The sequence below is a fragment of the Streptomyces sp. NPDC044061 genome (assembly GCF_056434305.1).
Genome location: NZ_JBWKFL010000070.1, coordinates 16,156 through 30,315, shown reverse-complemented (window position 1 = coordinate 30,315; position 14,160 = coordinate 16,156). Strand labels below are relative to the sequence as shown.

Annotated in this window: 8 protein-coding genes and 3 pseudogenes; 2 read left to right on the top strand and 9 right to left on the bottom strand. The window is 67.6% G+C overall.

Features of this window, described 5'->3' with window-relative positions:
• Positions 1 to 15: 15 nt before the first annotated feature.
• A complete protein-coding gene (locus AC07CM_RS46665; RefSeq protein WP_478882652.1) occupies positions 16 to 870 on the top strand; it encodes a carbohydrate ABC transporter permease in 855 nt (284 codons plus the stop codon).
• Positions 871 to 1,024: 154 nt separating this feature from the next.
• Here the strand turns inward: AC07CM_RS46665 and AC07CM_RS46660 are convergent.
• Positions 1,025 to 1,627: pseudogene (locus AC07CM_RS46660) on the bottom strand (transposase); the annotation flags it as partial.
• Here AC07CM_RS46660 and AC07CM_RS46655 point away from each other — a divergent pair.
• A pseudogene (locus tag AC07CM_RS46655) lies at positions 1,581 to 2,860 on the top strand (IS1380 family transposase); the annotation flags it as partial. The pseudogenes AC07CM_RS46660 and AC07CM_RS46655 sit on opposite strands and share 47 nt — an antisense overlap.
• A gap of 9 nt (positions 2,861 to 2,869) precedes the next feature.
• Here AC07CM_RS46655 and AC07CM_RS46650 read toward each other — a convergent pair.
• From AC07CM_RS46650 to AC07CM_RS46615, 8 genes and pseudogenes are all read right to left on the bottom strand, one after another.
• Positions 2,870 to 3,124: an IS110 family transposase gene (locus AC07CM_RS46650; RefSeq protein WP_478882655.1), complete on the bottom strand. Its 255-nt coding sequence runs from the start codon at positions 3,122 to 3,124 to the stop codon at positions 2,870 to 2,872.
• A gap of 86 nt (positions 3,125 to 3,210) precedes the next feature.
• Positions 3,211 to 4,530, bottom strand: a complete 1,320-nt coding sequence (gene hisD / locus AC07CM_RS46645; protein ID WP_478882651.1) for a histidinol dehydrogenase — start codon at positions 4,528 to 4,530, stop codon at positions 3,211 to 3,213.
• 99 nt (positions 4,531 to 4,629) lie between these two features.
• Positions 4,630 to 5,598, bottom strand: a complete 969-nt coding sequence (locus tag AC07CM_RS46640; protein WP_478882650.1) for a LacI family DNA-binding transcriptional regulator — start codon at positions 5,596 to 5,598, stop codon at positions 4,630 to 4,632.
• Between the two features lie 822 nt (positions 5,599 to 6,420).
• A complete protein-coding gene (locus AC07CM_RS46635; protein ID WP_478882649.1) occupies positions 6,421 to 7,443 on the bottom strand; it encodes a TolB-like translocation protein in 1,023 nt (340 codons plus the stop codon).
• Complete coding sequence (locus AC07CM_RS46630) at positions 7,440 to 8,708, bottom strand: MFS transporter (RefSeq protein WP_478882648.1); 1,269 nt, start codon at positions 8,706 to 8,708, stop codon at positions 7,440 to 7,442. The genes AC07CM_RS46635 and AC07CM_RS46630 overlap by 4 nt, the downstream gene beginning before the upstream one ends.
• Before the next feature lie 6 nt (positions 8,709 to 8,714).
• A complete protein-coding gene (locus AC07CM_RS46625) occupies positions 8,715 to 9,605 on the bottom strand; it encodes an alkaline phosphatase family protein (protein WP_478882647.1) in 891 nt (296 codons plus the stop codon).
• 290 nt (positions 9,606 to 9,895) lie between these two features.
• Positions 9,896 to 10,655 (bottom strand): annotated as a pseudogene (locus tag AC07CM_RS46620) (transposase); the annotation flags it as partial.
• 350 nt (positions 10,656 to 11,005) lie between these two features.
• Positions 11,006 to 14,152 (bottom strand): non-ribosomal peptide synthetase, encoded by a 3,147-nt coding sequence (locus tag AC07CM_RS46615; protein WP_478882646.1) that lies wholly within the window; start codon positions 14,150 to 14,152, stop codon positions 11,006 to 11,008.
• Between the last annotated feature and the right edge of the window lie 8 nt (positions 14,153 to 14,160).

The window sequence follows — 14,160 nt, the reverse complement described above, 5'->3', positions numbered from 1 at the left end:
ACAGGAGGACCCCACATGACCACCCTTTCCGTGCACACCGACCCTCCCCTCCGCCCGGACCGGACCAAACGCACCAGCCTGCTTCATACGGCCCTGGGGATCCTGCTCCTGGCCGTCATGCTGTTCCCCGTCTACTGGATGGTGAACACATCGCTCCAGCCCAACGGCACGACGATCCAGGCCACATGGCTCCCCGTCAAGCCCGACTTCTCCGGCTACACGATCGCCCTGGACCAGCAGGGCAAGAACCTCATCACCAGCCTCATCGTGTCACTCGGGACCGTCGCAGTGAGCCTGGCGATCGCTGCGCCCGCAGCCTACGCACTGGGCCATTTCAAGGTCCGGGGAACGAACCTGGTGCTGTTCGCGATCCTCATCAGCCAGATGATCCCCGGAATCGTCGTCGCGAACGCCCTCTACACCGCCTACAACAACCTCGGACTACTGAACTCCATCAGCGGACTCATCCTCGCCGACTCCGCCCACGGCATACCCTTCGCCATCCTCATCCTCCGCGCCTTCATGAGCACCGTGCCACCCTCGATCATCGACGCCGGACGCGTCGACGGAGCCGGACACCTCAGAGTGTTCTGGTCCATCGTCCTCCCCGTCTCCCGCAACGCCCTCATCACCGCCGGCCTGTTCACATTCCTCTTCGCCTGGAGCGACTTCCTCTTCGCCCTCACCCTCACCACAACCGACACCGTCCGACCCGTCACCCTCGGCCTCTACCAGTACATCGGCTCCTACGTGACCGACTGGAGCAGCGTCATGGCCACAGCAGTCCTCGCATCACTACCCGCCCTCATCCTCCTCGTCATCGCCCAAAAATTCGTCGCCGCCGGCACCGCCACCGGAGCCATCAAATAACCTAAGGAACCAATACATGACACCAACCAGCAGACCACACCCCCACACACTCGACCATCGACGCACTCAGCACCCGCGAACCCGAACTCCCCAATCAGCCGACTGAATCCACCCAGCCCAACACCGTCCCCCACACCATCGTCACTGAGCTTGTTCAGTGGTGAGTCTCGAGGGTGAGGATGGCTTTGACGATTGACGTCATCGTGTTGGGGCTGCTGCGGGCTTTGCGGAGGATCCGCCAGGTCTTGATCGACGCGATGGTTCTCTCGACGGGCCACCTGAGGCGGGAGTGGGCCCGGTTGACGCACCTCTGTTTGACCGTGAGGTCCTTCCCGGGCCGTCGCCTGTGGGGAACGGCCACCATGGCACCTGCTCCCTGGTAACCGCGGTCGGCCAGGACCGGGATGCCCAGGCGGATGCAGGTGGCGATGATCCGGTGCCGGCGGGCCGCGGGCAGGTCGTGAGTACGGCCCGGCAACGCGGGTGAGATCCACACCAGGGTGCCGTCCGGAGCGGTCACCACCTGCAGGTTCACTCCGTGCCGGCGGTGCTTTCCCGAGTAGTCCGCTCGGCCGTCACCGGACCGGTCGCACTCGGCGAGGGTGCCGTCCAGCCGTACGTACCGGGCTCCCGCGGATCTGAGGGCGGTGGTCAGGCCGGGCGCGAGCGCGGCCAGGTGATCGACTACCGCGTGGACGTGGGCGTGAGCGGTGCCCAGGCTGATCCCGAAGCCGGCCGCGAGCTGCCGCAGTGTGTCGCATGCCGGGGCACGGTTGCTGGCGGATCTCGCTGATGCCACCGGGCTGAGTGCCGCGTACTCCGCCGCTCTCGGGTCGCTTCGGCCGCGCGGGACCGGGCATGATCCGGGCCGGGTCGCCACCGACCTGGAGGTGATGCTCGCCGACGGTGGTGAGGCGATCGCGGATCTGGCCGTGCTGCGGGACCAGGCAAGGGTGTTCGGCCCGGTCGCCTCCACGCCCACGGCTTGGCGGTTGCTCGCCGACACCGACGAGGCTGCACTCGCTTCGCTGCGAGCGGTCCGCGGTTCAGCCCGGGAAGTCGCCTGGATGCAGGCCGCCGAGACCGGCGAGGGCATACCTGCTGCTCGGGCCGGCGGACGAGAACTTCCCAGCCTGGTTTTGGACCTCGACGCCACGCTGGTCACCTGCCACTCCGAGAAAGAGCAGGCCGCACCCACCTATAACGGCGGCTTCGGTTTCCACCCGCTGCTGTGTTTCCTCGCGAACACCGGCGAGGCCGTGTCGGGGCGGCTGCGGCCCGGGAACTCCGGAGCCAACACTGCCGCCGATCACATTGCGGTGCTCGACCAGGCGCTCGCGCAGATCCCCGACGCTCACCGGCACGGCACCGACATCCTGGTCCGCGCCGACAGTGCCGGATCCGCGAAAGCCTTCCTCGCCCACGCCGCGACCTGCGGAGACGCGGAATTCGTACCTTCTTCTCGGTCGGATACGCAATCACCGAGCCGGTCCGCCGAGCTGTCCGGGCCATGCCTGACCGCCTCTGGCATCGGGCCCTGGACCAGGACGGGACGCTGTGTGATGGCGCCGAGGTAGCCGAGCTGACTGGCATGGTCGATCTGGGCGGCTATCCGACCGGCACCCGCATCATCGTGTGCCGGGAGCGGCCGCACCCCGGAGCCCAGCTGTCCCTGTTCGACCAGGACGAGGGTCTGCGCCATCAGGTTTTCCTCACCGACACCCCATACTCCGGTGGCGGATCCGCACAGTTCCTGGAGGTCCGCCACCGCGGGCATGCCACGGTCGAAGGCCACATCCGGTACGGCAAGACCACCGGCTTCGGCCGCTTCCCCTCCCGCGACTTCGCCGTCAACGCCGTCTGGCTCGAACTCAGCCTCGCGGCGATCGATCTGCTGGCCTGGACGCGCGTCCTGCTGCTGGACGGGGAGCTGGCCACTGCCGAGCCGAAGAAGCTTCGCTACCGGCTGCTGCACGTTGCCGCCCGCCTCTATATCGAGTCAAGCTGCAGCATGAAGATCCTCGAGACTCGTCCCGCTGCCGTGGCTGGGGTGTTCGAGGATCTTGAATAGCTGGCGGCAGATGGCTCGCTTGAGGCACCGTTGGGCGTCGCGGGAGGTCTTGCTCTCGGCGGCCCGCCGGGCGACGTACGCCTTCGTGGCCGGGTCCAGCCGCATTCGGACCAGAGTGATGGTGTGCAGGGCTCGGTCGCGCTGCCGGTCGCCGCTCCGGTTGAGCCTGTGCCGGTTGGTCAGCCCTGAGGAGGCCTAGATGGGCGAGACGCCAGCGAAGGAGCCGAAGGCCGCCTCAGAGCGGAACCGGCCCGGATGGGGCGGTGAGTTCAGGCGCTGATGGTCTCGAAGTGGTCAGTCCACGGCAGCGTCCCTCCGGCGTACTTGGCGGCCCGGACGTCGCCCGAACGGGCGTGGCCCTCGAACAGCTCGACGCGGGCCGCCCGGCCGCAAAGGATGCCGAGGTCGGCCGACGCCTTGGGGTCGCGGACCTCCTGGTAGGTGACGGTGCGCAGGTACATGCCCACCCACAGCCCGCCGGTGTAGCGGGCCGCGCCGCGAGTCGGCAGCACGTGGTTGGTGCCGATCACTTTGTCGCCGTAAGAGACACAGGTGCCTTCGCCGAGGAACAGGGCGCCGTAGGCGTACATCTTGTCCAGCGCTTCGCGGGGGTTTTCGGTGAGGATCTGAACATGTTCGAAGGCGAACCCGTCGGCGACGCGGTAGGCCTCGTCGAGGTCATCGACCAGGATGATCTGGCCGTGGTCCCGCCAGGCCTGACCGGCGATGTAGGCGGTCTGCAAGCCGGGGAGGATCTCGTTGATGTGCCGCTGCACCTCATCGGCGACGCGTTCACTGGTGGTCACGAGCACGGCGGGGGAGTCCGGGCCGTGCTCGGCCTGCGAGAGCAGATCGACGGCGACGACGAACGGATCGGCGGCGTCGTCGGCCACGATCAGGATCTCCGTGGGTCCGGCGAACAGGTCGATGCCGACCTCGCCGAAGAGCTGTCGTTTGGCCTCGGCCACGTATGCGTTACCCGGCCCGGCCAGCATGTCCACCGGCGTGATCGTCTCCGTGCCGACGCTCATCGCGGCGATCGCCTGGACACCACCGAGGATGTAGATCTCGTCCGCGCCGGCCAGGTGCATCGCGGCGACAGTTGCGGCGGGGATCTCACCATGGATGGGCGGCGTGCAGGCGACCACGCGGGGCACGCCGGCGGTCTTGGCGGTCACGATCGTCATGTGCGCGGAGGCGGTTAGCGGGTAACGGCCGCCGGGGATGTAGGCACCGACGGACTGGATCGGCACGTGCCGGTGCCCGAGGAACACGCCCGGGGCCGTCTCCACTTCGATCTCCGACATGGACTGCCGCTGCGCCTCGGCGAAGCGGCGGACGTTGGCCTGAACCGTCTTGATGTCCTCGATGACCTGGGGGGCGAGTGTGCCGATGATCTCCTTGAGTTGCGCGTCGGTGAGGCGGAATGACTCCGGCTCCCAGCGGTCGAAGCGCGCGGACAGCGCGCGGACTGCGTCGTCACCACGGCTGCGTACGTCCGCGATCAGTTCGCGGACGGCCTGACCGACGCTGTCGTTGCCGGATAGTGCGGTGGACGAGGCGGTGGCGGCCTTGATTTTGCGGGACACGCCCAGCTCCTTCACTCCGAGTGGATACGTATCCATTGGATACGTATCCACAGCATGAAGGCGAGCTGTAGGTCAGTCAAGGGGGGTCTCGGAGGAGCTTCAGGCCCGAGCCGTGGTCGAGCGCCTGATGAACTCCACCGGCAGCACCTCGCGCCGCGGCGGCGCGTCCGGGTTCTCCAGCCGGTCCAGCAGCAGTTCCACGCCGACCTGTGCGATCCGCTCCAGAGGCTGGCGCACCGTCGTCAGGTCGATCCGCTCCCATGCCGATAGCGGTACGTCGTCGCAGCCCACCACGCTCAGTTCGCGTGGCACCGCCACGCCCGCCGCCGCTGCCGCGTTCAGCGCCGCATAGGCCATGACGTCGTTGTGGCAAAACAGTGCGGTGGGCGGCTCGACGCCAGCGAGAAGCGTGCGCACCGCGTCGTAGGCGGTGGCGTAGTCGAAGGCGCCGTCGATTTCTGTCAGAAGAACGTCCGCACGGGCCCGCGCTCGTTCGCGAAATCCACGGCCTCGCTGCTGCGCTGTGCTCGCCCCGGCCAGGCCGCAGACCATTGCGATGCGGCGATGCCCCAACTCCAACAGGCGCTCGGCTGCCAACCTGCCGGCGGTTACGTTGTCCGCCTCCACTTGGTCGGCGGGGAAGTTCTCGAGTGTGCGATGACACAGCACAACGGGAATTCCGTGACCGAGCATGCGATGTGCCAGCGGCTCCCCCTGCAGCGCCGAGGTGAACACGACGCCCTCCACGCCCTCGCGCCGCAGCAGCGCCAGGCCCTCTTCGGCGGTCATCACATCCGTGACCAGCGACAGGCGAAGGCCTTGCTCGTGCAGAACCCGCTCCATCGCCTTGACCATCACCGGATAGAACGGGTTCGTCAGGTCCCGGATGACCACCCCGATGAGCCCCGTGCGTGCGCCGACCAGGCTGCGAGCCGCCTGGCTGGGCTGGAAGTCATACTTGGCGACCACCTCGAGCACCCGCCGCCGGGTCTCGGGCGCAACGCTCCCGCCGTTGAGGACACGGGAGACCGTCGACTGTGCCACACCCGCCTCGCGGGCGATCTGCACGCTCGTGACGGTTGGCCGCCGTGCCATAAGTACCTCCGGGGGTCTTGAAGCAAGAATACGACCGGGAAGCTGGAGGTGAGCGTGCCGCAGAGTTTGCTCGGACGAGGAAGGCCCAGGTGTCCTTGTGGTAGATCAGCTGGGCTGAGCAGATGGCGGCAGGCCAGTAGGCCCCGCAGGTGTTCCGAGCCCGCACTGCCTTCCTTGGCTGTGGTGGAGGTGTCCTCAGGGGAGCCGAAAGCACTGCAGTCGTTTGAGGGGGCTGCTGCTCGCTGGCAGACTCAGCCATGCCATCGGTCGGCGCCGGATCCTGCGCAAGGATTGTGGTGTGTGACTCCGCGGGGATTATGACGGCGCGTACGACAGAGCGAAGGAACGCTGCGGTGACCTGTCCGTGTGTGCGCTTGCTGTGTCGCCCGGTGTGGACCGTATTGTCTGGTGAAGGGTTGGGTCGCGGCCGCCGATGATGTCCGGCGCAGACTCTTCTGGCATGGGTGCATCGTCCTCCGCACATTGCAGCCCACGTCCTCGCTGCCCGGCTTTTGGAGCCGGCGTCCCGGTCTGGGACGCCACCACTTGCTCAGCTCAAGCGAAGTTCCGGGGCTGTGCGGCAAACTGAGGGTGTGCACTCAAGCCTGCGCGATCGCCCGGCGTAACCCCTCCACTGTCGCCCCGACCTCGCCGGGGTCACTGAGCATCTTCTCCTGTCGGTCCCTCAGCTCGCGGTTGGCTTCGCCCTGGTGACCGTGCGCGTACGGATGGGTGTGCCTGCCCTGGCAGGCCTGACTTCGATCGGCGGGCCCATCGCCGCATCCGACCGGCTTGTTACCCCAGGTCGGCCGGTGCGAGTGCGGAGGTCATGAGGAGACGTGCTGTGCCGGTGCCGTTGGCGGGTGCGGTCCATAGGTCGGAGCCGTAGTTGCCGGGGAGGGCGTAGACGAGGGTGGAGTCGTTGACCCACAGCGCCTGGTCGTCGATGTTGCGGTGTTCGGAGGTTGAGGTCTCCTTCATTGTGCGCAGGTCGAGGACGTACAGTCGCCAGGGGGCGTCGGGTGAGGCTCCCTTGACGCGTTTCTTGTAGGCGATCCGGGTGCCGTCGGGTGAGAGGGAGGGGCATTCGACGTTGCGGTGCAGGGTGGTGAGGGTGCGTGCGGCGATGTCGCCGCGGACCAGGTAGGTGTGGCCGCCGGTGGCGAGTGTGGCGTAGAAGCGGTTGTCGTCGGCGAACGTGACGCCCCAGACGTTGGTGTCCGCGGCCTGGTAGGGCTTGCCGTCCTTGATGACGTGGAAAGTCTCCAGGTTGTCGTCGAGGGCCCAGGTGCGGGTGTCGACGATGGAGGTTCTGGTGGAGAAGTTGGTGCCAGCGTATGAGTCTCCGCTGACGAAGACCGTCCAGGCGACCATGTGTCCGGAGGGAGAGACCCGGGCCCGGGTAGGGATGCCCGCTGCCGGGAAGTGGTGCAGCTCGTGCAGGTGCGAGTCGAGTACCACCGCTCGGTAGGTGTCCGTCAATGCGCCATGCACGGCCTGCAGGCAGATGCCAGTACCGGCCGCCGCGTGGAAGCGCAGGCACTTGACACCCGACACCGTGCGCGGCCCCTGCGGATCGTCGGCGGGCACGGTAGCGATCTCGTCACGGTGCGGGCCCCAGGCCAGGTTACGCACCAGCAGCCGACGGTTGGCCGTCCGCCTCAATGAGACGGTACCGGCGCGCACGGTCGGTCCGTTCGCCTGCTGCTGGTCGCGCATGCCCGACCGGTGGGCGGCATGCAATACCGCCCCGATGCCGACGCTCCCGAGCAGGAACACGGCGGCCAGCAGGATCACCAAGCGGGCGGTTCTGGTCATGCGGGCACCTCACCGGCGGGACGAAGGACGAACGATGCCGCGACGGCGCTGACGGCCAGTGCAGCGGCAGTGACGGCGAGCGCCGTGTGACCGCCCCACAGGTTCCAGGCCGCGCCGAAGGCGAGCGAGCAGGTGAACCGGGCCAGCGCCTGCCCGGTGCCGACCAGCGCCTGCCCAGCACCTTGGTGCTGTGCCGGCACAGCGTCGGCAGTGGCGGCCGCGAGGACTCCGTCGGTGGCCGCGTAGAAGGTGCCATGCAGGACGAGAACGGTGACCACAGCGAGAACTCCGTGCCATGGGGAGAGCACCAGGCCGTAGCCGAGCAGCAGAATGCCATGGCCGGCCAGGAACAGCCGACGGCGGCTGATGCGGTCGGCGAGTGCACCGAGGGGGACGGCAAGCAGCAGGAAGACGGCGGCGGTGCCCAGCGGCAGCAGCGGGAACAGATCGGCGGGCAGATCCCCTTCGCGCTGAAGCAGCAGATAGAGGAAGGCGTCGCTGACGGTGGTTAGACCGAGCAGGGCCGCGCACAGGGTGAGCCGTCGCAGCTCCGGGCGGCGCAGCAGCCCGAGTGAATCACGCAGGGCCGGCCGCTGCGGCTCGGGCAGCTGTACGGTACCGGCGGCGGTGATGTGGCGGGGCACGAAGAGCACCAACACCAGGACCCCGACCACGGCGACGCAGCCGCTGACTGCGAAGACGGCGTCGTAGCCGTCGACGGTGGCTCGCAGCACGGCGAAGGCGACAAGCGGGCCGAGCAGCGCGCCGGTGGTGTCCATGGCGCGGTGCACCCCGAACGCCCGTCCCCGATGCTGGGGCTCGGAGGCCAGCGAGATCATGGCGTCCCGGGGCGCGGTGCGCAGTCCTTTGCCGCTCCGGTCGACCGCGAGCACGGCGCTGAGCACGGGGAGGGTGTGGGCGAACAACAGCAGCGGCTTGCACACCGCCGACAGGCCGTAGCCGAAGCCTGCCACGATTTTGTGCCGACGGCCTCCTCGGTCGGCGAGGTGACCGCCGGTTAGACGGACCAGGGCGCCGACGCCGTTGTTGATGCCGTCCAGGAGACCGAACCCGAGTGGCGACAGGCCAAGGCCCACGACCACGTAGAGCGGCAGGACGGCCGTGACCATCTCCGAGGAGATGTCCGTGATCAGGCTGACCGCACCCAGCGCCAGCACGGTGGAAGGCACAGCGGCCAGCCGCCGCCCCGGACGGGTGTCCGGGGCGACAGCAGGCTTGGTGCTGCGGGAATCCGCGAGATACACGAGGCGTCAGTTCCAGATGCCGGAGATGTCGGACGCCGAGGCGGCGTTGCCCGCGTGCGCGCTCAGACCGGCCAGGTCCTCCACAGTGCGCAGCACGTTGTAGTGGTTGTAGGTGGTGGAGCTGGAGCTGCCGGGGGCCACGTGCTGCCCGTAGAAGACGGTAGGGATGCGGTTGCCGGACTGCTTGTTGTCCTCGTCGAAGGTGACGGCGAGGATGCTGTTGTGGGTCTGGGCCCAGGTGGCGTACGCGCCCAGGTGGTTCTGGATCCAGGTGTCGCCCGTGGCAACCGAGCAGTCGTGCATGTCACTGCACAGGTTCGGGACGACGAAGGACACCTTGGGCAGGGTGGTGTAGTCGGTGGGGAACTGAGCCATGGTCATCGCGGTGTTCGTCGGCACGTTGGAGAAGCCGAACCACGGGTTGTGCTTCTGCGCGTAGTTGCCGCTGCTACAGACCGTGGAACCCTGGCTGGGCAGCGACTCGTTGTAGCTCTTCCAGGTCTTGCCCGCAGCGATCAACTCGGAGGCGAGGTTCGGCGCGGAGATAGAACCGACCGGAACACAGCTGTCGTCGGTGCGGCCCTGGTTGGAGCCCGAGAACAGCATGTAGTAGTTCGGCTCGCTGGGGTGGGTGAGGCCGTAGGACTGGGTGAGGTTGGCGCCACCCGCCTTGAGGGTGTTGTTGATGTACGGGGCGCTGGAGCTGCCGATCACCTGCGAGTAGGCGTGGTTCTCCATCACCACGACCACCACATGGTCAGGGGTCGGGAGGGCCGCAGCCTGAGCGGTGGAGCCTGTGGCTGTCCACAGCCCGATCGACGCGGCGGTGAGGGTCACAGCGCCGGCGAGCGCGGAGAGCGGGCGTCGGTTGAGCTGGGGAGCCTTGACGGCGGTCATAACTGTCCTCCGGACAGGAGTGACGGACACACGGGGGGCGCCGCAACCATAGGGGGCGTCAGGGCACTCGGCCGCGCGTCGTGAGTGAAGATCCTACGAACGATGGGCGGCGTTAGGCAGAGCCCAAGTTAAGTGAGGCGTCATCTGAAGCGAAGCCCAACTGTGGGAGTTTACTTAGCGGTTGTTGTGGGACGTTGTGAGCTACTTGGGCGGCCGGGGTGATTCGCCTGGGAAGGCGATGTCAACTTGACCCGGTCCTGCAGGACTTTGTTGGCGGATTCGGTGACCTTTCTCGGTGATCTGGAGTCGATACGCTTGCCATAGCGTTCGAACCACTGCGGCGCCGCGACCTGCCGCAGCCAGGCGGGCGCCGCCACGGCCAGGGTCTCCAGCGCAGCGCGGCAGAGTCTCGCCGACGAACTCCATCCGGTTCAGCGTCCGCACGTGGGCCAGCGCGTGCGTGGAGTCGGTGCGCTGGTGGCCTCCCGCCCGCAGCATCGCCACCCATGAGGGCCGGGCCTGTCAAGCGCAGAAGTGCCCCCGACCCGCGTAAACCGACATTGAGGGCCTCCTTCCCGAGCACGTGCGGGACCCGGAACCAGCATCCACCGGGCTGTGCAGGGAAGGGGGCCCGGCCCTCATAGAGTCAGCTCACTCACTCGTTCCAGCAGCCGGTCAAGGACCAGCTCCTCCAGGCCGTGTGCGATCAGCCGGCCCCGAAACTCACTCAGCACGGAGAAGTCGAACCCGGGATCGTCCAACTCCAGGCCGAGCGCGTACTTGACGTCGATCCGCCCGCGCACCGCGTTCGCAGCCTGCCGGTCCGTCAGACCCTCCGCGAACTGCAGCACGCTGACCATCGCTAACTGGCCCGGCGACCAGGCCGGACCACCCCGGCGTGGGAATGCCCGAGCGAACTGCTCGTCCTCGAAGAGCGGACCGAGTTCATCCCGGATCCGCATGGCCAGGCAGCCCTTGCTGGAACGCAGCCCGCGCCACCCGCGCGGTGGCCTCCGGGACGGACGGAGCAGGCACAGGGCGAAGCGACATCGCAGCCCCCTCCTTGCCTCCCCGCACGACGGAACCGAACCCCACCAGACTGCCCGATCAAACAAGATCACCGAGGAGGGTCACCGAATCCGCCAACAAAGTCCTTCAGGCGGGGGATTCGCGTCCGGCCTTGCGGCCGGACGCCCCTGGCGGGGCGCCTTCGGGCGTGTGTGGGGATTCCAGGCTGAGGCAGCCTGCCCTGCTCGGCAGGAGTCCGATTCCTCCCCGGCGTGAAGACCGGGGCATCCTCGGAGGACCCGGTGAGACCAGCCTGCACTCTCAGCACGGTTGTTGCTCGACACCGCGCGCGGGTTGGCGCCGCACATGTCCGAGGTGTGATCAGATCTCGGTCACACCGCGCTGCTGAGCAGCCCGTCCTGCTGTAGGGCCGAGACGTAATGGTCCAGCAGGACGCTGTTGACGGGCGGGCAGGACTGGGCCCAGGCGGGCCAGATCTCGTCCGTGCGGGTGCGTGCGACCTGCGGGAATATGTTGTCGAAGTACATTTCCTTGACGCTGATTCTCATCTGGTTTGCCCGCATTGCGAAGAGCGGGGCGAACGGTGCGATGGGTGTGGCTGAGTGCTCGCGTACGTGGTCGACCAGGAGGTTCACCCATTCCTTGTAGCTCACGTCTTCGATCTGGTATCCCGCGGCGCGCAGCCGGTCAACCATGTCGCCGAGCAGGCCTGGTTGGGGGTTGGTCAGATGTACCACGCCGCCCAGGTGGGGAAGTCGGGTAGCTATACCGGTGATCGCGTCGGTGACGGTGTCGACGGGTACTAGGTCTAGTGGAAGCGGAATGTTGGGGGCCGCTTGCAGTCGGGTGATGGCGTCGAAGACGGCGCAGATGGCGCTGGTGGTGTTCCATGCGCCGGTACGGCTGTCACCGGTGACCTCGTATGGCCGGTAGATGGTGACCGGCAGCCCAGCCCGCGCGGCGTGGCCCAGCATGCGTTCGGCTACCCACTTGGTCTCCGCGTAGCCCATGCTGATCAGCTCGGGGTGGCTGAGCGGGGTGTTCTCGTTAGCGTGGCGGATGCCGCCCACGCCGCTTCCGGCGAGCACTGCCGTCGTCGATACGTAGTGCAGGGGTATGCGGCGTCGTTGGACGAGGCCGATAAGCGTGCGTACGGCGTCGACGTTGGCTTCCCGAAGCTGCTGGTAGGGGTAGAGGAAGTTGACGTGTGCCGCGTTGTGAATGACGAGGTCAAGGGTGTCGCTCAGGTGTTCGATGTCGCTGGGGGCCAGGCCTAGAGCGGGTTTGCTCAGGTCGGCCGGGACGGCACGTATGCGCTCGGGGGGAGGCTGGGGCAGGCCGAAGCTCCGCATCGCCTCGTTGATCCGCCGCAGGGCATGCCCGGAGTCCGTGGCCCGTACTGTGCAGTGCACGGTGGCGTCGGTCTTCCGAAGCAGTCGTTCCAGAAGGAACGTCCCGAGGAAACCGGTGGCGCCGGTGAGTAGCACCTCGCGTGCCTGGGTTGGCTGTGGGGCGGGGGAGGACGCTGGGGGGAGGTCCAGCCGTAGGCGGGCTTCGGCGTTGAAGTCTATCGTCGCTGCATGGCCGATGCCGCTTTCGTCGGGCGGCAGCGTATGGGTCGCGGCACGGTAGGCCGCCAGGGTGGGCCCGCTGAGCAGCCGGCGCAGCAGCGGCCCGAAGTTGGTCATGTCGAGCCCCAGGGCGCTGATGGTACGGGTGACCGCCTCGGCGGCGAGCAAGGAGTTGCCGCCAGCCGCGAGGAAGTCGGTGTCCTCGAAGACCGGCGTGCCAAGGACAGCCGCCCAGATACCGGCAACGGTGTCCTCGCTGGCCGAGGCGCCGGAATGGCCGTTGCACTCACCCCGGTTGGCGTGCTGGATGCCTGCCACTGGTGTGCTCGGGATGCTGGGTGCGGTGTTCGCCGTGGAAGCGGCGGTGTGCAGGGCGGAGTAGTCGATCTTTCCGTTGTCGGTGAGCGGAAAGTGTTCCAGTTCGATGATGGGTGCTGGTATGGCGTGTTGGGGTAGACGGCCCTGCAGGTGGTGGCGGAGGTGTTCGGCGTTCACCGGGTCTGCGGGGTCGGCGGAGGTGACGAATGCGCTCAGGCCCTTGCCGATCCCGTCGTTGCCGCGTACCAGGACCGCCGCTTCGGCCACCTGGGGGTGGGAGCGCAACTGAGCTTCGACCGCTTCCAGTTCGATACGGAAGCCGCGGATCTTGACCTGTCGGTCGACGCGGCCCAGGAACTCCAGCGTTCCGTCGCTCCTCCAGCGTGCGCGGTCGCCGCTGCGGTAAAGGCGGACTGTACCTCCGTGGCCGTTGGGGCGGGAGAGGAAGGCGCGGGTGGTCTCCTCGGGGCGGCGAAGGTAGCCCAGGAACAGGCCGTCACCGCCGATGCAGATCTCGCCCTCCTGGCCGGGAGCGGCCGGGCTTCCGTCGGGAAGCAGCAGGTGACACTCGCTGCCTGCGACCGGCCGGCCGATGGAGACCGAGGTCTCGGCCGGTGCCAGTTGGCGCACATCGTGGGCAGTCACCATGATGCCGCCCTCGGTGGGGCCGTATCCGTTGATCAGGTGCTTCGGGCGTCCCGCCTCGCAGACCGCCGAGGTCAGGCCGGGGTCCATGGCTTCGCCGCCGATCAGCACCATGTCCAGGGAGCCGAAGATGCCGGGTTTGTTGCGCACCGTGTGGTGGAACAGGCTCGTGGTCATGAAGGCATGGGTGATCCGTTCGCTGTCCATGAGTTTTCGCAGCGCTTCGGTGTCCATCAGCACGTCCCGCTCGGCCACCACCAGGCAGCCGCCGCCCAGCAGGGTGGCCCAGGTCTCGAAGAGGGAGCCGTCGAAGGAGAGGCCGAAGGTCTGCAGCACGCGTTTGCCCGGCCCGGCGCACCATGGAGCCTCCTTGTTGGCCAACCGGGCCACGGCGCGGTGCGGGAGGGCTACTGGTTTTGGGCGCCCTGTGGTGCCGGAGGTGAAGAGCACATAGGCGGTGTCTTCGGGTGAGCGCTCCACTTCAGCAGGCGGATTGAGGCCAGCAGCGCGACCGCCGGACTCGTCGGCCGCCGTCTTCAGGAGGGAGTCGAAGGGAACCCAGTCGGTCGTGTCATCGTCGTGGCCGATGACGGGGGCATGGCCGGGGAGTGCGATGGCCAGCCGTGTTTCGGCGTCGGTGAGCATCTCGGCCGAGCGGGCCGAGGGGTACTGCGCATCCACGGGAACGCACACGGCTCCGGCCTTCAGAATTCCCACCAGGGTGACCGTGGACTCCCAGGAACGCACACCGAGGACGCCCACGGTGTCGCCTGGGCGTATTCCCCGGAGTAGCAGGCCCCGGGATATGGATTGGGACCACTCGTCCAGTTCGCGGTAGGTGTGGCTCCGGCCTCTGTCCCATACCGCTACCGCGTTGGGGGCCAGCGCCGTGCGGTGGGCCAGGGCGCCGGAGAGCGAGACGGTACGGGCCATGGGGGCGGGCGTGGCATGCGGGTGATCAATGGTGTACGTGTTGGCGTTCATCGAATACT